This is a genomic window from Pseudomonas idahonensis (genome assembly GCF_037903935.1).
GTDB classification, from domain to species: Bacteria; Pseudomonadota; Gammaproteobacteria; order Pseudomonadales; family Pseudomonadaceae; genus Aquipseudomonas; species Aquipseudomonas danubii.
Window position 1 is genome coordinate 3,926,516 of record NZ_CP149586.1, and the last position, 19,231, is coordinate 3,945,746.

The 19,231-nt window shown below is 55.2% G+C and carries 28 protein-coding genes, 1 tRNA gene and 1 pseudogene; 21 read left to right on the forward strand and 9 right to left on the reverse strand.

Going from position 1 to position 19,231, the window contains the following annotated elements; translation table 11 throughout:
- Window position 1 precedes the first annotated feature (1 nt).
- The 3 genes from WIN67_RS17780 to WIN67_RS17790 form a co-directional block, all read right to left on the reverse strand.
- Complete coding sequence (locus WIN67_RS17780; protein WP_339069656.1) at window positions 2-796, reverse strand: Rha family transcriptional regulator; 795 nt, start codon at window positions 794-796, stop codon at window positions 2-4.
- A gap of 65 nt (window positions 797-861) precedes the next feature.
- Entirely contained in the window at window positions 862-1,284 is a 423-nt protein-coding gene (locus WIN67_RS17785; RefSeq protein ID WP_123394334.1) for a phage regulatory CII family protein, read from the reverse strand.
- Window positions 1,285-1,370: 86 nt separating this feature from the next.
- Window positions 1,371-1,586, reverse strand: coding sequence for a YdaS family helix-turn-helix protein (locus WIN67_RS17790; RefSeq protein WP_098963812.1), 216 nt, complete (start codon window positions 1,584-1,586; stop codon window positions 1,371-1,373).
- Between the two features lie 87 nt (window positions 1,587-1,673).
- Here WIN67_RS17790 and WIN67_RS17795 point away from each other — a divergent pair, with 87 nt between their 5' ends.
- The 6 genes from WIN67_RS17795 (at window position 1,674) to WIN67_RS17820 (ending at window position 6,419) form a co-directional block, all read left to right on the forward strand.
- Entirely contained in the window at window positions 1,674-2,405 is a 732-nt protein-coding gene (locus WIN67_RS17795) for a helix-turn-helix transcriptional regulator (RefSeq protein WP_339069660.1), read from the forward strand.
- Between the two features lie 25 nt (window positions 2,406-2,430).
- The gene (locus WIN67_RS17800) at window positions 2,431-2,640 is read left to right on the forward strand and encodes a hypothetical protein (protein ID WP_339069662.1); all 210 of its coding nucleotides are present in this window, start codon (window positions 2,431-2,433) and stop codon (window positions 2,638-2,640) included.
- 119 nt (window positions 2,641-2,759) lie between these two features.
- Window positions 2,760-3,404 carry an NAD-dependent DNA ligase gene (locus WIN67_RS17805; protein ID WP_339069664.1) on the forward strand — a complete coding sequence of 215 codons (645 nt, stop codon included), beginning with the start codon at window positions 2,760-2,762 and terminating at the stop codon, window positions 3,402-3,404.
- A gap of 513 nt (window positions 3,405-3,917) precedes the next feature.
- Window positions 3,918-4,610: a DUF433 domain-containing protein gene (locus WIN67_RS17810; RefSeq protein WP_339069666.1), complete on the forward strand. Its 693-nt coding sequence runs from the start codon at window positions 3,918-3,920 to the stop codon at window positions 4,608-4,610.
- Window positions 4,607-5,014, forward strand: a complete 408-nt coding sequence (locus WIN67_RS17815) for a hypothetical protein (protein WP_339069668.1) — start codon at window positions 4,607-4,609, stop codon at window positions 5,012-5,014. The genes WIN67_RS17810 and WIN67_RS17815 overlap by 4 nt, the downstream gene beginning before the upstream one ends.
- 805 nt (window positions 5,015-5,819) lie before the next feature.
- Entirely contained in the window at window positions 5,820-6,419 is a 600-nt protein-coding gene (locus WIN67_RS17820) for a histidine phosphatase family protein (protein WP_339069670.1), read from the forward strand.
- Here the strand turns inward: WIN67_RS17820 and WIN67_RS17825 are convergent.
- Window positions 6,405-6,770, reverse strand: a pseudogene (locus tag WIN67_RS17825) (IS66 family transposase); the annotation flags it as partial. The gene WIN67_RS17820 and the pseudogene WIN67_RS17825 sit on opposite strands and share 15 nt — an antisense overlap.
- Before the next feature lie 70 nt (window positions 6,771-6,840).
- Here WIN67_RS17825 and WIN67_RS17830 point away from each other — a divergent pair.
- From WIN67_RS17830 to WIN67_RS17880, 11 genes are all read left to right on the forward strand, one after another.
- Window positions 6,841-7,413: a hypothetical protein gene (locus tag WIN67_RS17830; protein ID WP_339069672.1), complete on the forward strand. Its 573-nt coding sequence runs from the start codon at window positions 6,841-6,843 to the stop codon at window positions 7,411-7,413.
- A gap of 475 nt (window positions 7,414-7,888) precedes the next feature.
- On the forward strand, window positions 7,889-8,149 hold the full coding sequence (locus WIN67_RS17835; protein WP_339069674.1) for a hypothetical protein: 261 nt from the start codon (window positions 7,889-7,891) through the stop codon (window positions 8,147-8,149).
- Between the two features lie 490 nt (window positions 8,150-8,639).
- Window positions 8,640-9,071, forward strand: a complete 432-nt coding sequence (locus WIN67_RS17840) for a hypothetical protein (RefSeq protein ID WP_339069676.1) — start codon at window positions 8,640-8,642, stop codon at window positions 9,069-9,071.
- Complete coding sequence (locus WIN67_RS17845; protein ID WP_041118603.1) at window positions 9,068-9,259, forward strand: hypothetical protein; 192 nt, start codon at window positions 9,068-9,070, stop codon at window positions 9,257-9,259. The genes WIN67_RS17840 and WIN67_RS17845 overlap by 4 nt, the downstream gene beginning before the upstream one ends.
- Window positions 9,256-9,456, forward strand: a complete 201-nt coding sequence (locus WIN67_RS17850) for a hypothetical protein (protein ID WP_103326140.1) — start codon at window positions 9,256-9,258, stop codon at window positions 9,454-9,456. Before WIN67_RS17845 ends, WIN67_RS17850 begins: the two co-directional genes overlap by 4 nt.
- Window positions 9,453-9,626, forward strand: coding sequence for a hypothetical protein (locus WIN67_RS17855; protein ID WP_296410089.1), 174 nt, complete (start codon window positions 9,453-9,455; stop codon window positions 9,624-9,626). The genes WIN67_RS17850 and WIN67_RS17855 overlap by 4 nt, the downstream gene beginning before the upstream one ends.
- Window positions 9,627-9,765: 139 nt before the next feature.
- On the forward strand, window positions 9,766-10,512 hold the full coding sequence (locus WIN67_RS17860) for a hypothetical protein (RefSeq protein ID WP_339069682.1): 747 nt from the start codon (window positions 9,766-9,768) through the stop codon (window positions 10,510-10,512).
- On the forward strand, window positions 10,509-11,072 hold the full coding sequence (locus WIN67_RS17865) for a siphovirus Gp157 family protein (protein ID WP_339069684.1): 564 nt from the start codon (window positions 10,509-10,511) through the stop codon (window positions 11,070-11,072). The genes WIN67_RS17860 and WIN67_RS17865 overlap by 4 nt, the downstream gene beginning before the upstream one ends.
- Window positions 11,073-11,079: 7 nt before the next feature.
- Window positions 11,080-11,598 (forward strand): hypothetical protein, encoded by a 519-nt coding sequence (locus WIN67_RS17870; protein WP_339069686.1) that lies wholly within the window; start codon window positions 11,080-11,082, stop codon window positions 11,596-11,598.
- A gap of 81 nt (window positions 11,599-11,679) precedes the next feature.
- Window positions 11,680-11,994 carry a hypothetical protein gene (locus WIN67_RS17875; RefSeq protein WP_339069688.1) on the forward strand — a complete coding sequence of 105 codons (315 nt, stop codon included), beginning with the start codon at window positions 11,680-11,682 and terminating at the stop codon, window positions 11,992-11,994.
- Window positions 11,995-12,678: 684 nt separating this feature from the next.
- Entirely contained in the window at window positions 12,679-13,083 is a 405-nt protein-coding gene (locus tag WIN67_RS17880; RefSeq protein ID WP_339069689.1) for a hypothetical protein, read from the forward strand.
- A 48-nt stretch (window positions 13,084-13,131) separates the two neighbouring features.
- Here WIN67_RS17880 and WIN67_RS17885 read toward each other — a convergent pair whose 3' ends face one another.
- From WIN67_RS17885 to WIN67_RS17895, 3 genes are all read right to left on the reverse strand, one after another.
- Window positions 13,132-13,323: a hypothetical protein gene (locus WIN67_RS17885; protein ID WP_339069691.1), complete on the reverse strand. Its 192-nt coding sequence runs from the start codon at window positions 13,321-13,323 to the stop codon at window positions 13,132-13,134.
- 139 nt (window positions 13,324-13,462) lie between these two features.
- Complete coding sequence (locus WIN67_RS17890) at window positions 13,463-13,804, reverse strand: hypothetical protein (RefSeq protein ID WP_339069693.1); 342 nt, start codon at window positions 13,802-13,804, stop codon at window positions 13,463-13,465.
- A gap of 150 nt (window positions 13,805-13,954) precedes the next feature.
- A complete protein-coding gene (locus WIN67_RS17895) occupies window positions 13,955-15,055 on the reverse strand; it encodes a hypothetical protein (protein WP_339069694.1) in 1,101 nt (366 codons plus the stop codon).
- Between the two features lie 50 nt (window positions 15,056-15,105).
- Here WIN67_RS17895 and WIN67_RS17900 point away from each other — a divergent pair, with 50 nt between their 5' ends.
- The 4 genes from WIN67_RS17900 to WIN67_RS17915 are packed head-to-tail and all read left to right on the forward strand — an operon-like array spanning window position 15,106 to window position 18,260.
- On the forward strand, window positions 15,106-16,551 hold the full coding sequence (locus tag WIN67_RS17900; RefSeq protein WP_339069696.1) for a DNA cytosine methyltransferase: 1,446 nt from the start codon (window positions 15,106-15,108) through the stop codon (window positions 16,549-16,551).
- A gap of 54 nt (window positions 16,552-16,605) precedes the next feature.
- Window positions 16,606-16,986 carry a hypothetical protein gene (locus WIN67_RS17905; protein ID WP_339069698.1) on the forward strand — a complete coding sequence of 127 codons (381 nt, stop codon included), beginning with the start codon at window positions 16,606-16,608 and terminating at the stop codon, window positions 16,984-16,986.
- Window positions 16,987-17,020: 34 nt separating this feature from the next.
- Window positions 17,021-17,227 (forward strand): DUF4224 domain-containing protein, encoded by a 207-nt coding sequence (locus WIN67_RS17910; RefSeq protein WP_102863160.1) that lies wholly within the window; start codon window positions 17,021-17,023, stop codon window positions 17,225-17,227.
- Between the two features lies 1 nt (window position 17,228).
- A complete protein-coding gene (locus WIN67_RS17915; protein ID WP_339069702.1) occupies window positions 17,229-18,260 on the forward strand; it encodes a tyrosine-type recombinase/integrase in 1,032 nt (343 codons plus the stop codon).
- An 82-nt stretch (window positions 18,261-18,342) separates the two neighbouring features.
- On the opposite strand, the gene WIN67_RS17920 is transcribed toward WIN67_RS17915, so the two are convergent.
- Together WIN67_RS17920 and WIN67_RS17925 are read right to left on the reverse strand one after the other, a co-directional pair.
- A tRNA-Leu gene (locus WIN67_RS17920) sits at window positions 18,343-18,429 on the reverse strand.
- A gap of 367 nt (window positions 18,430-18,796) precedes the next feature.
- A complete protein-coding gene (locus WIN67_RS17925) occupies window positions 18,797-19,003 on the reverse strand; it encodes a hypothetical protein (RefSeq protein WP_339069704.1) in 207 nt (68 codons plus the stop codon).
- Window positions 19,004-19,231: the final 228 nt, after the last annotated feature.

Sequence of the window (19,231 nt, forward strand, 5' to 3'; positions counted from 1 at the left end):
CTCACGCGGCACCTCGCAAGGCCTTGTCGTGAGTGAACAGGCCGTCCCAGGTCTTTTTCATAGGCAGCTCGCCAGCCAGATACAGGTCGTACAGGCGCACCGCGCCCTTCTTGAGCAAGACCGGCGTGAAGGAAATAAAGGCCTCTTTCCCGTGGGGAGTGACTTCGTGCTGGTGCTCGGTCATGTACTTGTCGCGAGCGTAGGAAGCCACGCGAAGGCGCAGGCCGGACTTGCTCTCGTTATAGAGCCAGTTCCGGCTCTCCAGGTACTTGCCCACCTGCATCACGTTGACCCCGTTGAGGCCCTTGCAGAATTGGGTGTGGGTCATGCCTTCCTTGAACAGGTTTTCCAGGGAGTGGATCTTGGTAGCCTGGGCTTCGACCTGGATGGTCAGCTGAAGTCGTGCCTGCTCAGCCTCAAAGGCCAGCTGGATCAGATCCATGCGGGAAAGCTCGCGTGGCTGGGCAATTGCTGCTTCCAGCTCACGCCAGCGGCGAACTACGGCCAGGCGCATCTTGGCGCTGTAGCCGGTCAGTAGCGTGTCGGTCATCTCTCGGTTGAGGTTGAAGCAAGGCAGGAAGCGCCCGGTGCTGTCCTTGTACTGGGCTGAAAAATCAGCCGAGTCGATTTCGAGCTCAGCGAGCATCGAACGGATATCAGCCAGCACGTTCTTGTGCAGCTTTCCGGTCAGTTCGGCGATCTCAACAGACGACATAGTCCGCGCCACGTTTTGCGAACTCTGAAAACGTGGCGCGATATTGGTAGGGGTATTGCTGGAATTGGGTTGGCTCTGCATAATCGGCCTCATCAAGTGGTAATGAATCAGCCGGGGCGCAATCCCGGCTTTTTTGTGCCCGGGATTTAGGCTGCCTTCACCGACGCATCCATCACGTCGAGGCTGTGGCGGACATGCTGAATCTCTTGGCGGATCTGGGACTTCTCGAAAGCGCTGACGTGGTTGTCATCCAGGGCTTCATGTACCGCGATGGTCAGTTCAGCCACTTCCTTGCCAACGCTGATCAGTGATTTGGTCAGGGCCTGCGGCTTCGGCGCGGTACGAGCCACCAGGTCAAAGCCAAACTCACTGGCCAGTGCCGCCAGGGGCCGCATATCCCCGGTGTGAAGCAAGATCCCGAACAGATGCTCAACCGTCAGGTGGTGTGCATCGTTGTCCGGGTTGGCGCGCTGCAGCAGGCTCACATGTGGAACCCCCATCTTGGCGGCCAAAGCCTTCGCCTCGTTGTCCAGCACAGCGCTCTGGCAGGACCGCAGAAAATCTTCCATTCGTAAAACCTCAGTTCTGTTTCCGTGGCGCCCTGCCGGTGCAGAAGCGATCATTTGCTCAATGGATCGGCGGACAGGGATGTCGCTTAGGCGGCCATCTCGGCCCAGGGAAACGACGGACAAAGCTTTTCTTTTTTGAAAGCGCCTTCGGTCAGCGCCTCCGCTCGCTTAGCAATAACCGGAGACATGCCGTGCTTCCCCCGAACCCAGCCGGAAACGGTGCTTTGATCAACCTTGAGCTTTTCGGCGGTGGCCTCCTGGGTGCCGAAGTAATCAACGAGGCCCTTGTAAATTGCGTTCATGATGCCCCTCCATACGGGAATACCCATATAGTAGGTTATGGGAATGCCGATTTGCAAGGCTATGGGAGCACCCGTAATACTCGCAAGATGGAATTCAAAGACAGACTCAAAGCAGCCCGCAGACACGCCAAGCTCAATCAAACCGAGCTTGCAGAGCGCGCTGGCCTCACGCAAACCTCAATTTCCGACCTCGAGCGCGGCAAGTCGAAGGCGACCGCCTTTGCTGCTCAGATAGCGTCGGTGTGCGGCGTCTCCCCGATGTGGCTCGCTGAAGGTGTCGGGGAGATGCTTAAAGGGGCGAGTGCAGAGCCATCAGCGCACGCCCAGCCAGGCGTCAAGCTCGCCAACATCGAGACCTGGGATGACACAACCCCGCTCCCTGACGACGAGGTCTACGTCCCCTTCCTGCGCGAAGTAGAGCTGGCAGCCGGCTCTGGCCGGTTTGTGATCGAGGAAAGTGATACCGCCAAGCTGCGCTTCTTCAAGAGCGATCTGCGCCGCAACAACGTGCAGTTCGATAATGCCAAATGCGTGATCGCCCGCGGCAACAGCATGTTCCCTGTGCTGCGCGATGGCGCCACGGTAGGCGTGAACACCGGCAAGAACTCGCTTGGCGATATCGTCGATGGCGACCTCTACGCGATCAATCACAACGGCCAACTGCGCGTGAAGCAGGTCTATCGCCTGCCCACTGGTTTGCGTCTGCGAAGCTTCAATCGTGACGAGCATCCGGATGAGGACTACACGTTCCAAGAGATCCAGGAACAGCAGATCTCGATCCTGGGTCACGTGTTCTGGTGGGGAATGTTTGCTCGCTGATTCTCAAGCGCCGCGGAAGTGTTGAATGCTAAAGAAACAGCCATCAAACAGCAAAGCAGCAACTGCTGCTGATATCGAGCGATCCATCCAGACCCTCAACAAAATGGCTGAACGGCTTTGGGGGGATGGTAGGGAGGTCGAAGCAAAAGCCCTCCTGGACGCGCTAGACGGATTAAACAGGGCCTTGGATCGAATCAGGATCGGCGAAAGTCGCAAGGTTAGGACGCTTCATTAAGGAGCGAGACTCAATATAGTTAAAAGCATTGAGGCTTACAGATGCCCTCTGCTGGATGGAATCGTCTGTCGTTGCAGGGATTTATAGTCGCTATCGCGCATCATCTAAAAGGAATTGAGATGACTGACATTCACAGTGAATTCGAGCAGAGCAAATACTTCCATAGCTCCAGGATAGATAGACGCTCAGCTGACGCCCTCGTTGGCTTGGCAGCAGGCCTCGCCGCCGACGGTGTCGTGTCTACCGCCGAAGGCTTATTCCTCAAGGACTGGCTTGAAACGAATCTCACTCACCTTGATGATCCTGTCATCAACCTGCTGTATTCGCGGCTCTCTAACATGCTCTTGGATGGGGTGCTAGACCCAGAGGAATCCCTTGAGCTTATCGGCTTGCTGCAGAGCTTTTCGGGCCTGAGTGCCGAAAAGCCAAAGGCTAGCGATCAGACCTTCAGCACGCCCAACGACCTTCCCTTCAATCGTCCAGAACCAGATCTCACTTGGGACGGTAGATTGTTCGTTTTCACTGGAATCATGGCCTACGGACCTCGAAAAGACTGTCAGGCCTTAGTAGAAGAGCGTGGCGGCATCATCGGTGGAGGGGTGAGCAAAAAGATTCACTACCTAGTGGTTGGCAGCATTGGAAATGACCAATGGCGCCACAGCTCCTATGGGACAAAAATAATGAAGGCGGTGGAGTTGAGAGAGGCTGGAACACCTATCGCCATCATCGGCGAGCAGCAATGGCAGCGCGCGCTTTTTGGGTGAGTTGATGAGGTAGGGCTAATTCCTGATGGAGTTTCTAGAGTTCTTGGGAAATCTTTGCAGCTCACTCTGCAATTACCAACCCTATCAAAAACCTCGCCGCGTATTCACACGTGGGTTTGTAGCTTTCTGTGTGATGGTTGTCGTGCTTGAGCTGATGACGTTGAGCCATTTCTATGGGCAACCTGGCTGGTGCTTGGGGCTGTGTAGAGAGATTTGAGCAATCACTTGGTTTGGTGGGGCGGGTTTTAGGCCGACGCGGATGAGCAAGGCGCCGACGCCCTGATCAAGATCGCCCTCTCCTTCCAGGAAACCGAGGACAAGCTGGCGGGGTATGCGGAAGATGTGAAGGTCAGGAGAGTTTTGCGGGGAGGGGGATGCTGAGAAGGCGCAGATACGAAAATTTTGATGTGGGATAGTGACCTTCTTTGCAGCAGCCCGTCTAAGATGTGTTGAACGAAGCCTCGTTCATCCCCAAAATGGATTTTTTGGTTAACCCACGGACAAGGGGGGCGCATGAAAAGATTCGAGAACGCAAGCCACCTCATTGGGGTGGGGATATATACGCCTGCAGAGGCGGCCATGTACACGGGCATACCTGCAAAAGACATCCGCAGATGGATGTTTGGTTACAAAGCCGATGGCGTCGATCACGCTGGGCTTTGGACGCCAGAAATAGACTCGACCGAGGAAAAACTCCTAGGCTTTCACGACCTGTTAGAAATCAGGTTTGTGCACGCTTTTCGAAAGCATGGCGTAAGCCTTCAGGCTATTCGCTCGGCATCCAGGCAGGCCGCAGAGATTTTTGATCAACGCTACCCGTTCACTTGCAAGCGGTTCCAAACCGACGGAAGAAGTATTTTTGCGACCGTTTTCGACGAGACCGGCGACGAAGCTATTCTCGACCTTGCGAAACGACAGTATGCGTTCAGGCAGGTAATCGGCCCATCCCTCTATGAGGGTATTGATTACACAGGCGAAGGGCGTGCACAACGCTGGTACCCAGTAAAGCGAAGCAAGGCAATTGTACTGGACCCAAATCGTAATTTTGGCAAGCCCGTCTTGTCGTCCACTGGCGTCGATACAGCTGCGATTTACCATGCATATTTGGCCGAGGGCCAGGATGCAAAACGTGTCTCGATGATTTTTGAAATTACGGCTTCCGCAGTGGATGCGGCAGTAACTTTTGAGCATAGGATTGCTGCTTGAATTTTCTGATTGACAACAATCTCCCTCCCGCAATAGCAAGAGCTCTTCACGAATTGTGCAAGCTAGAGGGGCACCAAGTTATAGCGCTTCGTGATAAGTTCAAGCAAAACACCATCGACATCGATTGGATTTCAGAGTTGAAAACTGAAGGGCGCTGGACTGTCGTATCGCAAGACAAGTTCACCAAGGGTGACGCGGAACGGAGGGCGTTTCGCGAGTGCGGTTTACCCATTTTTTGCCTGGCAAAACAATGGGGGCAGGAACCCTATTGGAGCAAGGCGCAGAACCTCGTGAAGTGGTGGCCGGCGATAATTCAGCAATCAGAATTGATAAGCGGCGGAGCGGCCTTTAGGGTTGCATGGCGATTTACCGCACCTGGAAAGTTCGAGCAATTAAAAATCTAAAGCCCGGCCCAGCGCTGGGCTTCTTGTATCTGCCCTTAGCCTTTCAGCGACTTAATCTCTCCACTTAGACCAAGGAGACTGCGGAGCGGTGGATTTGCTATCAGCTGTACCTCCCTTCGCATGCCTGAGGGAGCACTGTGACACCGAAGCACTTAGCCCGCTTGTCCCCGCGGCCACTCCTCTTTCTGTATGGGCAAGCGAGGCGTAATCGCTTCGTCTTCAGCGAACATCAATAGCGCGGCGTTAGCCTGACGCACCATCGCGACCCACTCTGATGAGGTTACCAGGCCACAGTGCTGAAGCCTCAGGGCGACGAGCAAGGCCGCATCGTATTCAGACTCGCTTAGCGGACCCGCCCCAAGATACCTCCCCGCCCAGTCGAGAATGACCAGATTCTGTTCCTTGTCCTCCACCCCTAAGCCCTCAAGTCGCACGGTGCTGAAGGACGGCGAGATTACATAATGTCAGCATTGTCGGATATTCGAGCAACCTACCACTCATCCGGATTTTTCCGAAAAGATGAACCTATACCAAGGTCCAATTGTAAAAAAACATTTACCTTACATAAAAGCGACAAGAACTTACGCAGCCAACCTCTTTGCGTCAGCTAGTTCAAATACCTCAATCCAGTCTATGTGTTCGCCTGCAACGCTCTAATTCCGACAGCGACTTTTTGTTTCTTGCCCAAAGTCCTTGTTATTCGTAAGCGTCTGGGGAATACACCTGTCTCAAAACCCGGTCTTGATGCGTTCACTGGCGATGGAAAGGTACAATCTATCTCTTATATTTCGCTGAGACGGATTTCATGCATTTATACATCGTGCGGCATGGTGAAACCTGGGCTAATGCCGAACATCGATACCTTGGATCTCTTGATCCAGAACTTACCGCGCTGGGCCGCCAGCAAGCTCAAACGCTTTGCGAGCAATTGCCCGCAAGCCTTGATGTACTTGTCGTTTCTCCACGCATCAGGGCGGTACAAACCGCGAGTATTCTGAACGAACGCCTCAAGCTCTCGCCTGAAATAATGGACTGCTTCAGAGAGCGGGATGTCGGCGTTTTCGAGGGGTTGACCCAAGGCGATGCCAAGAAGCGCTATCCGCAACTCTGGTCGCAGAACATCACTCGACTTTGGGATGCTGGGCCGACCGATGGTGAGTCGATCTCTGACGTTGTGAAACGAGTGCGAGACGGTTTAGCTGAGCTGGAATCGAAATATCCCTCCAAAACTGTTTTGCTTGTAGCACACGGCTTCGTTGCAAAAGTAGTCAGAGCACTGGCCATAGGAGACTTTTCAGACTTCTACGAATGGCAGCTTTCAAACGGTAACATGCTGTTTTTGCAAAGCTTCAATATACCTACACAAGATCTTGAAACTCTGAGGTGCTCTCTACCCATAGCGTGATGTGGGCTGCTGCCAGTTTTGCGGCAGCAACTCCGTAATCTCACTTGCCCGCTGCATCGGTAGACGAGCCAGCACGCCCTTCAAATACGCATACGGATCATGACCATTCATACGCGCCGACTGGATCAGGCTCATGATTGCCGCCGCCCGCTTGCCGCTACGCTGCGACCCGGCAAACAACCAGTTCGACCGTCCAAGCGCCCATGGCCGGATCAAGTTCTCGATCTGGTTGTTGTCGATGGGCACAGCACCGTCTTCCAGGTGGCGCGTCAACGCTACCCAGCGTTTGAGGCTGTAATCCAGACTGTTATTCGCCCCTGCCCTGTCATCAATTCGATCAGCCAACAACCAAATAGGCCTCGTCAATGGAGGCCGGGTGTAGTGGGTGGTAAAATTCCAGATCTATTTGAGGAGTAGTCCAATGAAAGGAATTGGGACGCTTGCCCTGGTGGTGGGTATTTGCTGGGCTGTGTTCGCACTGAGCATGGACGTATCTGTCGCTACTGGATCTGGCGGCAGAGTGAACAACTTGGGGCTTATGGCTGACCGTCAGTTACACACCATCGTTGGCGGGATGATCGCCCTCGCCGGCCTGCTTATGGTGCTGCTCGGTGGTAAAGGCTCTGCCCAGTCAGCAACCACTGCAACTGATACCCGCCCCTGCCCCGCTTGCGCGGAAGCCATCAAGAATGCCGCGATCAAGTGCAGGCACTGCGGGGCTGATGTTGAGCCAGTTGCAGCCCCAAGACTCAGAAATGGCTGGGTGGCCTCCATCCCCTGCAAGCCCGAAGACGTTGATCGGTTTCACGAGGCTGTCCGGTCCCTGGGCCTGCCGTTGGTCAACATGGTAGAGGGCCAATGGGGAGCCGGACCTTACGAATCAAAAAGCGAGGCTCGCGAGGCGCTGGCCAAGCTCCATGAAAGCTACAAGTTCTTTGGCGATATCGTCTACAGAGACTCGGTGAGCGGCAAGTACCCACCGATCATTGACTGACCCGCCGACCTATCAGAGCCCGCCTAGCGCGGGCTTTTTTTCGCCCATTAATACGGGTAGACGCAACAATATGGGAATACCCGTTGACACTTAATATGGGTTTGCCTATATTTATTCCCAAGCCAACGCAACACCGGCCCAGCAGCGAAAGCCGCGCCGCTCTTTAACAACATGCGCCATTAACGATTACCCGGCGTTTCGCTGGGAGGTCAGCCCCGGCCACACCTGTGGGGCGAGAGAAAGTCAGGTGAACAAAATCGCGCTGCCACTACTGGCGACCGGCGATCCGATAGCCCCGAAAGGCTACCAACGCGCAGAACTGCGACGGCGGACGAGGTGTTGACCGAACTGGCGAATGACCCGGTAGGAGGCGCGAAACGGATTCAAAATTTAGCGCCCCCGACAGCCTCGGCTGGGGACGCCGGACCTCATGCACCCTGCCCCACTCAGCCGGGCATTCAGAGCTGTAGCGTGCATGTTGCAAGGACCTGTGATCCGTGGCGAACAGATGCTGTTTGACGCCACGGGGAGGAAGCTCGAAGCCCACACCGACGAAGATCGGCCAGCCCTGCAATCAGCGGCGGGTAACTGGCCAACATCGCTGACGCAACAACCCTGGTCTGACGCCAGTCGCAGGACCGGGCGCATTACCCTGCTTGGTCAGCCGCTCGAACCGTCATTTGGCGAGGTGTCGCTGATCACTTTTGGCTCTTTAAAGCCTTTGTACGATTTTTGAACCGCATCAGTGAATAGCAACAACATATAGGCAAGAGACAAGAAGGCGCTAACAAATTGGAGCATTTGCCAGTCACTCCAGTGTGCTGTTATCCCCCAAATGGAGAGCCCCATAAAAACCAGAAACAGAAGGTTCGCGCATATCGCCGCGAGCATGAACCTCTTCCTTCGAGCAAACCACTTACTAGATTGACCTGACAGCCATGGAATCCCGGTAATCATCAGCAGTAGCTCAATCAGCTTTCCCGGAACTGCCCTCAAGAAGATCCAGATTTTTTTCAGGCAACTCCAAATCGCTCGCAACCTTTGCTCTCCCTTTGCACAACCTTAAATGGTCGCCTTTTCAGCGACTTACTTTAACAGAACACCGCCCTTCGACTCCCCTCCGACACCACTCGCATGCACTCCCCTACGCGCCCATCGGCAACCAGCGGAGCGGATGAGTGCAGCCGAGTTTTGTTGGACCAGCACCCGCCACTCTGGAGGCAATCATGTCAGCACTACGCAAGGCACAGCTCGAATACGACAACCGTATGCCGCCACCGGTGAGCGATGACGACCTGGCCGAATCGGAATGGCTTGAGGCAAACGCCGAGCGCCTGCTGATGGGTTACCGGATCTCTTGGGGCTACCAACCTTCAGAGCGCGGCGAGGTCACCCAGGCCGACTTTGCAAGGGCGGTGCAGGACCATCTGAACCAGCGCCAGATCGACGGTGAGGATCAGCAAGACGCCTTCGGCCAGTTGGTGATCAATGCCATGGGCTTTCGCAGCTCGGGGCTCCTGATGGATCTGGCGGTGTACCTGCTTGGTAAGAAGTCAGCCTTGAAGGACATCGCGCTCGAGCTATTGAAGCCCCACGCAGAGGCAGCCGTAGCCTTCGAGCAGGAGCAGGCACGCTTAGAGCAGGAGTGCGGATTTTGAGCCCTCACATCCTCATCGACCAAGCCCTCGAAGGCGTTGCCGATCCCAACAGCCAGTCCGACATCGATGTCCTGGTACAGGGCCTGATCACCCGCCTGTTCACTGACGGGGCAATCACCACTGACGAATTCACCCACTACTGCAAGCGCCTGATGGAAGCCTGTCACCGGCGCAAGGAGGCAGAATGACCACTTCCCCAGTCAAGTCGCTCATTGATGAGCAGTTGGAAGACATCACCGCACACAACCTGCGCGATGCGTACAGCCTGGCTGAGCGCCGGGGCTTCTTCGGGCCGCCAGTTGAACAGTACGCGGAGCCAGGTTATCGCGGCCGGGTGCTGCAGGTTCTTCGCTATCGCGTGGCCCAGCTGGAGCAGCGGCAATGAGCGGCGCCGGCGCACACAAGCGTGGTCAGCAGCTGGCGATCCGCTGCGCGAAACTCCGTCGAGAAGGCCTGTCCCTTTCCGAGGTGGCCCAGGCAACCGGCATCAAGAAGGAGCAGGTCAACGCCAAGATCATCCTGGGCGAGCGCCTGCTCTCGCTGGTCGAGTCGTGATCGCAATTCTCTTCTGGCGTAGCTCCTTCCCTGCCCTCGCCCTCTGCACCGCCGCAATGCTGATCAGCACCCTCGCCGATCACTTCCCCCAATAACCCACATCTTTCAAAGCTGCGCACCTGCGCGGCGGGAGATAGTCATGCCTATACCTAACCTCGCCCTTTGGGAAGAAGTCGAAAAGACCGACCCCAAGTTCACCAAGGAATACACCGGCCCCGGTGGTTTCACGGGTACCGCGGTGAATGCCCAGTACCTGGCCAAGCGCGCCACGGAAAAGTTCGGCCCATGCGGTACCGGCTGGGGTTATGACGTGATCGAGGAGCGCTTCGACATCGGTGGCCCACTGCTGAACAAGGAAGGAGTAGTGCTGGCACACGCCCAGGTGCACACCCTGAAAGTCGCCCTGTGGTACCTGGGCGACGACGGTGAACGCAAGACGATCACGCACTACGGGCACACGCCCTTCATCACACAGAACCGCTTCGGTATCAGTACCGACTTCGACGCGCCGAAGAAGTCCCTTACCGATGCGATAGGCAAATGCCTGAGCCAGCTTGGCTTCTCCGCCGACGTTCGCCTGGGTCTCTACGACGATATTCACTACGTCAACGAGCGCCTGGGTGAAGCCGAGATCGAGCGCGCCGAAGACAAGATCGAAGCGAAGGAGCGACTGGCCGCCGAGTACCGCGAATGGCTGGCTGAGACGCTCCATCTGATTGGTACCGCGCAGTCGCTCAACGAGCTGCAGCAGCTCTACAAGTCGGCCATGCGCAAGCTGGACCTTCGTCAAAACGATCCAGAGCGCGAAGCCCACAAACTCAAATTCACCCGTGCCAAGGACGCCCGCAAAGCGGACCTTGAAGACTCTATGGAAGGTGCAGCATGACCCAGCTCTACGCACTGACTGGCCAAATGGCCGAACTCGCCGCCCTGGCAGATACCGATGATGAAGGGCTGCGTCAGGCCATTCAGGACACCATGGACGGCATCAAGGGCGAGTTCGAAGTGAAGGCCGACAGCATCGTCATGCTGCGCCGGAATATCGAGGGGGACATCGACGCCATCGATAAGGAAGTCGACCGCCTGAACGAGCTCAAGCGCATCAAGAAGAACACCGTCGACCAGATCAGCGACTACCTGCGCCGGAACATGGAGGCCGCGGATATCAAGTCGATCAAGCGCCCGCTGTTCACTATCACCCTCGCCCTTTCGCCAGAGAAGGTGATCGTCGATGACGAGAAGGCCGTGCCTGACGAGTTCGTGTCGTTGAAGAGCGTGATCACCCCGGACAAGAAAACCATCGCCGTCCGGCTCAAGGAAATCCGCGATCACAACGAGGCGGTGCGCAAGCGAATGGCCGCCGGCGAGGACGCGGAAGCCGAACTTCTGGAAGAACCAAGCTGGGCCCACCTGGAGCGCGGCGAGAGCTCGATTCGCATCAAGTGAGGTAACCATGAGCAACAACTTCATCCTGGTCTGCTCCGAGCGCCAGGCAGAACTGGAGGCAGCTAAGGCTGCCTTCTTCATGTCCGGCAACAAGGTCCAGGTGCTGGAGTCTTTCAGGTTCCTGCCTCGCCGGCCACGCAAGGACCTGGGTGGCCAGAATGGCAAACGCGCCACCCGCCCGCAGCCCAAGCGAACCTACGAAGACCAGTTCGCCCAACGCAAGGCCTACGTCGACACGATCCGAGAGCTCGCCAAGACCATGACCATCGACCAGGCCATGGCCGCCACCGGGAAGTCGGAATCAGCCATGCGTCGGGCCTCCCATGAAGGTGGCTTCACGTTCAAGAGCAAGGTCGTTGATAGGGAGCGGGATTTGAAGCTCATCGAGCGCCTGGCGTCCCTGCGGGACGCTGGAGTGTCACGTATCGCTGCCTGCAGGAAGGTCGGGATCTCTGACACCCTACTGAACCGCCTGGTGCTCGACTACGACTTCAACTTTCCGAAGCGCTGGGAGAAGCGAGCTTGAGGCGCTTCAGCCACCGCCCGCAACAGCGCAAACGTCAAACCTGGTCGACGATACCGGCCAGCGGAATTGAAGAGGTAGGCCATGGCCAAGAGTGGAAAAGAGCGATCGGCGAAAACCGCCGAGAAGCGGATCGAGTACGACGAGAAGGAGCTGCGGCACAGGCTGCGACTGGGCACCCGGAAGAAGCTTGAAGAGTTGATGGCCTGGAATGATATTGAAGAAATCAGCGAGGCAATCCAGAACCTGATCCTGAATGCTCACGCCCTGGGTCCGACTCTTTCCTACCAGGCAATCGAAAGTCCGCGCCACAAAATAAATGTTAGCGAAAACGTGGCGCGGATGATTCAGGCCGCTGGACAACGGAAAGCATCACGACTCGATGCCGAGGAGGCTTGAATCCTACTCATCAAAGTCGATTGGCCCTGTTTCGACTATCCACTTGTAGCCAAGCCTATCGGGCTTAAGTCGTTGGCTACCCTGCATATCTTGATGAATGTGGAGCAAGTATCCGGAATTGTCTGCCTTAGCAACGATGGCAACTACGAACCTACCTGCATCACTTTCTGACCAGGGCCTCGAATCGGACAAGCTCATCGCCCTGGCCATCTTTGCATTGTTGCTTTGGGTTCTAGGGATCATAGCGAATACCTTTCAGCTGAACGGTATTGATAGCTTACTCCGACTGATAAAACTCAAGCCTACCACCTGTCGCATACGGCTACGGAGGGCGGCACCTACCCGTTTTGTCGGTCATACCAGGCATTTGCGACGATTATTCCCTGTGAATTAGCGTCATCCTGACTTACAGGGCCCTGAACATGGCCTGCAATCGTTGAAAAAGCGCCCCCTTCATCAACCAAAACAACAGCTCGAATCACCTCGTTTTTTGGGCCGTCAGCCCACGAATAACAAACATGAGCCTGCTTACCATTTTTCAGTCTCACGAATTCGCCTACAGGTCGGTCTCCATTCATCTCAGTCTCCTTGATCCGGCTTTATGCCGGGCCATGAAGCAATAGCCCACAAACACAAATCACGCCACCATCGGTAACGGAGGGCGGCGCATGCATGGAGAAAGCCATGAGCAACTACAGCTGCGACTACGTTCGCCGCCATTACGGTGTGCCGGCCGAAATCAGGCGTCGAGTGATCGCCAACGGTGAGCCCGGCGTGATCATGGCCGACCGCGGCCACTACATCGGCGTCATCCTCGACAGCGACCTGGAGAAGCGCATAAGGAACTACCATCCAACCTGGGAAATGCAGTACGGCGAGATGGCCGAAACGCTCCCGCTCAAAGAGTGGCTGGTCCTGCCGTTCAACCATGACTGGGATGATCTCAGTTGGAGTCGAAACGCCCGAGAAGACTTGGTCAGAGTGTGGGCAGCTACCAGAGGACAGGCCAAGTACAAAGCCTGGGAGCTGCTTCAGGACTACTGCCACAGCATCAAGGCGATGCTGCACTTCAAAGTCCGACGCGCCTGACCCGCCCTCACCTAAAGGAGTTTGCCCAGGTAAGAGCGATAACCATGGTTAATCTGGGAATACTTCTGCCTTAGGTAGAACACCGACCACGGTCTGGCACTTTAAATCTGCGCAGACGACCATGCTAATTGCTTCTGAAGTCCTTGCAACATAGCGGTTAGAAACGGCCACAAATTCAATGCCGGAACACTTCGGACAGGTCGGTTTGAACTCATCATCCCGCATTTCTTCTACGCCCATCAGCTTCTCCTAAATTCCGGCTCCATGCCGGACTATCAACCAATAGCCCACAAACTCACTTCGCGCCACCGGATACGACTACGGAGGGCGGCGCCTGACTGGAGATAATCCATGAGCAAGTGCGCAGAGACAGGCGGCTTCATTTCTTCGGAGAATCAGAAAGAACCTGTATGCCGCTGGCAGCAGCTGCTAAACGGTGTAGCGAGCGAACCGAGCCAGAAAGCTCGCTTGAGACCTCCGCGCCAAATTTGGAAAGACCAAGCCTCGCCAGTGCATCAATCACCGCCGCTACATCCGATAGAGTTAGATGAACTTCATGATCGTACTCGCCGTCTCGATCAGGATCGGAGGTTCGTTTAAGGCTTAGGGTCACCCTTGTCCCTTTCTTGGGATCTGACTCCACAGATACCAATGGCGGCTTCTTTGCCCTGATTAGCGCCCAGCCGGTCTTTCTATTCGCGCCCTGTCGAAGAATTTCCATAAATATTTCTCCTTAACCCGGCTCCATGCCGGTCACCCGTAATACCTTTATCGCCCCTACCTTCAAAGCTTCAGAAGACCACTCACCTTATGGCCCTACACAACCGTATGAGCGATTGGCATTCTGATTTTTTGAAGATTTCTTCCTGAATTATTTCGCTTTTATTTTCCCAAAAACAGAGCTCACATGCTCTATCCCATCGAAGACAGAAGGAATTGCAGTATCACCGGAAGATACTTCACTGAAAATTATTTGCTCAAATTTTAGCAATACCTCTTTATCATCCTTGCGAGTTTTTACCGCAAAATCTGAATAAGACTCGATAAAACTACACAAGGTCATACGGAGATCTACTTGCAATATTTGAAGCTTTAACGACCTGAAATTGTGAAGAAAAATCCTAAAGTAATATATCAAAAGCAATTCAAAACCTAATATCACCAAGAAATCAACCACAAGAGCATACTCGCCCAAACGCTCGGGTAGCAACCCAAATATTTTAAACAACGGGCCACTTAACAATGCCAAACCCGAAAACCATAACAATATCAAAGTGACATTTTTCTCTCTTATTTTAGAGATTTTCAGCCTAGAGAACCCCTCATTCAGGTTAGCGAAATTGTATCCCTGCTCACTCCGTTGGAGACGTTGTTCAAGCTCGGAAATCCTTTCGACTTTTTTAATATACGCGGCGTCAAAACGTTCTATTTCAGATTTAGCGACTTTAATATTCTCGCTAAAGCTGGAAAAACCTCTGACATCTGGATTATTAAAAAAACGCCGAAGAATTTGCACCAGCATTTGACTGTTCGCCCAAAGATATTGCTCTTTAGCTTCCTGATATTCCTCGAAGTCCACTCCAACTAAATTCATCTTCGCACTGGAAACCGAACCCGAAAGATCCGTGGGCGATACAACTTCAAACTCACACACGAAGCGATAGCAAACACAAAAAAGTGAGGCAAGCTTACTATCGCCACCATCGTAGTTTAGAAGAAAGTCAATAAACCTACTGTGAAATACAGACTTATTATATTGGCACTCCCGGTCATATTCCTCCGACCTAACTTGAAAATCGCGCAACGCCAGAAACACAAAGCGCTTCATAAAATCGATTGCCGTGCGCTCCCCACTACCCCTACTGGTCAGCTCACCCTCAATCTTATTAAGAACAACAGAAGCTACTTCTTGTATCTCAGGCCTTGCAAAAAGAGGTAGTTTTCCGCTCTTGGCATCTAATTCAACTGACATCGATATATCCCTATAAGAAACTCCATTTACTATACCGGCGAGGAACCAGCATGCCCATAACTTACGGATCGGTCTGCTCCGGAATTGAGTCTGCAACACAAGCGTGGCACCCGCTGGGCATGCGCGCAGCCTGGTTCGCGGAGATTGAGCCGTTCCCCTCGGCGGTCCTGGCCCACCACTACCCCGACATGCCGAACCACGGCGACATGACAAAGCTGGCAGCCCTGGTGCTGGCCGGCAAGATTCCGGCGCCGGACGTTCTGGTCGGCGGCACCCCGTGCCAGGCCTTCTCGGTAGCCGGCATGCGCGAAGGCCTCACCGATCCCCGCGGCGCCCTCACCATCAAATACGTGGAGCTTGCAGATGCAGTTGACTATGTTCGAGCCGGCCAGCGAAAGGCCGCCTCAATCGTCGTCTGGGAGAACGTCCCCGGCGTCCTCAGTGACAAAGGGAACGCCTTCGGATGCTTTCTTGGCGCGCTTGCTGGGGAAGACTGCGAGCTGCAGCCTCCAGGGAAGAAATGGCAGGACGCTGGTTGTGTGTATGGACCCAAAAGAACAATCGCGTGGCGGGTCCTGGACGCCCAATATTTCGGCCTGGCCCAACGACGCCGTCGTGTGTTCGTTGTCGCAAGTGCTCGAGACGGGTTCGATCCCACCGAGGTACTTTTTGAGCGCGAAGGCGTGCGCCGGGATACTGCGCCGCGCCGAGGCGAGGGGCAAGACGTTACCGGAACAGCTCCTTTCGGCCCTGCACTCCAGTGTGGATGCGGATACGTCTTCGCCGAATCCCTAGGTGTGTTTGGCTGCCCCAACTGCGAGGGGGACGAAGGGCCGGCGGTCGGGATGTTCGGCGGGATACCAGCGTTCGGCGGCCACAGCCTGAGCGGCTCAATCGAGCGCGCTGCAACGCTCACCGCCAAGGACAGCCGGCTCGATATCGAAAGTGAAACCTTCTTTGTCGCACCGACGTTGGCCGGCGGCGCCCGCAAGAATGGCGGTTACAGCTACGACGATGTGCCGTGTGTTGCCGCAACTCTAGACGCCAGCTATGGACGCCTACAGGGCTGCTCAGGCCAGGACGCGAATCACGGTCATAGCCACCTGGTTGTGCACGGCACACAAGATCCTTGCGTCAGCATCAACCAGGCTCATACCTTGGGCCGCAATAGCGGCCAGGAGAACGCTGTACTGGCCTACTCGACAAAACTGCACCACACCGCGGCACTCGGCGCAGGAAAATGGTACGAGGAGTACACAGCATCCCTTGACGCATGTAGTCCACCACCGGCACTGCTGACCCCCGCTCAGGTTCGACGCCTAACTCCCCTTGAGTGCGAACGCCTCCAAGGCATGCCCGACGACTACACCCTTATCCCCTGGCGCGGCGAGCCTGCCAGCGAGTGCCCAGACGGCCCACGCTACAAGGCGATCGGTAACAGCAAGGCAGTCACCGTCGTCCGCTGGATCGGCCAGCGAATCCTGCAACAACTCTAAACACCCCACTCAACAATCGGAAAGCCTGCCGGCGATGGCGGGCGAGGAATTCCTATGCCCGAAATCAAATGCGAATACGGCCATACCCAGAGCATCGGGACCGATGCCTGGGTCGCCACCCTAACCCTGGACCAGATGCGCTACGCCCGTGACCAAATGGCCGAGAAGATCAAGGCTGCCGAGGCCCAGCCAAAGCGCACCGTGTGGCGGGTAAGCAATGGCACCCTCTGCGAGGGGAATTACCGCGAGGAGGACTTCGAGAAAGCAGTTGATCACCTGCTGCGGATCTACAAAGGCGAATTCATGAAGGCCGCACCGGACTGGATCAAAAAGCCGTTCGGCTATCTGGTTTTCGAGCGCCAGCTGCCGAGCCTGACCCCGGAGCTGGTTACCCAGTTCGAATACGACACCGAATGGTTCCCCGCCAAGCCCTAACCCACCCTCTGCCGCATCGCGGCGTGGATCGCTCATGAACATAAAATTTTTATCGCACGAAGAGGTTTGCGAGCTGACCGGCGCGCGGACAAAAGCAGGACAAATCCTGAACCTGAAGAAGAACGGAATCCGGCACTCGATCAAGCGCAACGGCTGGCCGGCAGTTACGACACAAGCCATTACTGCCGTCGGATCATTCGAGCCCGAAAAACCTGTTTGGACGCCAAGAAAGGCCAGTTGAGATGGGAAGAAGACCAACCAAGCCGGGCTCCATTGCCCGGCTGCGTGAGCGCAAAAAGAAAAGCGGCCGCATCTACTATTACTACGACACCGGAGGAAAGGACCGCAAAGAGATAGCGCTGGGGAGCGACTACGGTTTGGCAATCATGGAATACGCGAAACTGGAGCGCGACCGTACCGCGGTAGACCTGGTCGCCAAGGTAGTAACGTTTCGCTACGTGGCCGAGAAATACATGGTCGAAGTGGTGCCCGATAAGGCGGAAAACACCCAAAAGGACAACCTGCGCGAGCTGAAAAACCTAATGGCGTTCTTCGACGACCCACCGGCTCCCCTAGAAACTATTGAACCGCTCCATGTCCGCCAGTATCTGACTTGGCGAAAATCCGCACCGGTCCGTGCAAACCGGGAAAAAGCTCTATTGAGCGCCATCTGGAATTACGCCAGGGACAAGGGCTACACATCGCTGGCCAACCCATGCTCCGGAATTAAGGGCAACAAAGAGACCGGCCGAGACACCTATGTCGAGGACGAGCTGTTCAAGCGCGTGCACGACAAGGCCGACGCCGGGCTGCGCGATGCGATGGATTTAGCCTACTTGACCGGTCAACGAGTGACAGACACACGTCTCATGGATGAGCGAGACGTGCGCGACTGCCAGATCTGGGTGCTCCAGGGCAAAACCAAGGCCAAGCGGCGTATCGAAGTAACGGGTGAGCTGAAGGTTTTAATTGATCGAATCAAGGCCCGGAAGTCCGGACACAAAGTCCGCTCGACGCGGCTGATCGTGACAGAAGATGGTACCCCGATGACGGCGGCGATGTTACGAAGGAGGTTTGATATGGCCAGAGAGGCCGCAGGAGTTGAGAAAGCCGACTTCCAGATGCGTGATTTGCGCGCCAAGGCTGGCACAGACAAGGCGGAATCGAGCGGCGATATCATGCAGGCCAAAGATCAACTTGGGCATACCACCGTAGTAATGACCGAGCAGTACATCCGCAACCGCAAAGGCAAGAAGGTCTCACCGACAAAGTGAATTGCGGACCATTGGATTAATTGCGGACCGGAAAGATACAGGCATTTACACTGGCTATAGCCCGTAAACCCTTGATTTTAGATGGTGCCCGAAGCCGGAATCGAACCGGCACGCCCTTACGAGCGGGGGATTTTAAGTCCCATGCGTCTACCAGTTTCGCCATTCGGGCGGTAGCGCGATCACGCGGCACTGGAACAGTCAATCGGCATCAGGCCGGCCAGTGCTTAAAGCAGGGTGTGGAATATATACATCCAGTCCTTGTGAAGCAAGGTCGAAGCAGGCAAAAAAACCTCTCCCTTCACTCTGAGCTCTGTGTAAAAAAACACAGTAAATCAGCAGCCTACAGCGGCGGTCTGATCATCCTGGATAGGGTCACCAAACATCGCGTCGACTTGTTAAGCGGCGCCAAGACTAACACGGAGAATTTATCCAACCAACTGATTTATAAAGACTTATCACCAGCCATAGGCTCATTCGAGAGGGGCGCCAGTCAAACCATGCAATGCGTTCAGCGCGAAGCGGGCCCTTGGCAGGTCTCAAGCTCCAGCCAGAAAATTCAACGATAGTTTGAGTTTAAGCGGGTCGTCCTGGGGGGCGGCCAACTCGGTTTCCAGGTGAGTCGAAAACGCCTGTTCCACTGGCGCCTCGGGGCCCTTGACCTGGGTCACTGTGCGGTTGTTTTCCAGCACCTTTGACAGTTGTGCGTAGGTGTAATTGGCGGGAGGCGTATTGCCTATGTTCATGGAGGTCTTCCTTGATATCGAGTCAATCCGCAAGGACAGATCGAAGAGTCAAAAGTCATGGCATGCCGCGTCCCGGTTCATTGACCAGATACTGACGCTGCAATGGGATACTACAGACTCTGGGCTGGAAATAAGCACATCGATAGCCAACGGAGTTCGCCCAGTACACATGACCTCGCCATCCATGAACCGGTAAAGAGTCATAGATACCGGGCGAACGCCACAAAA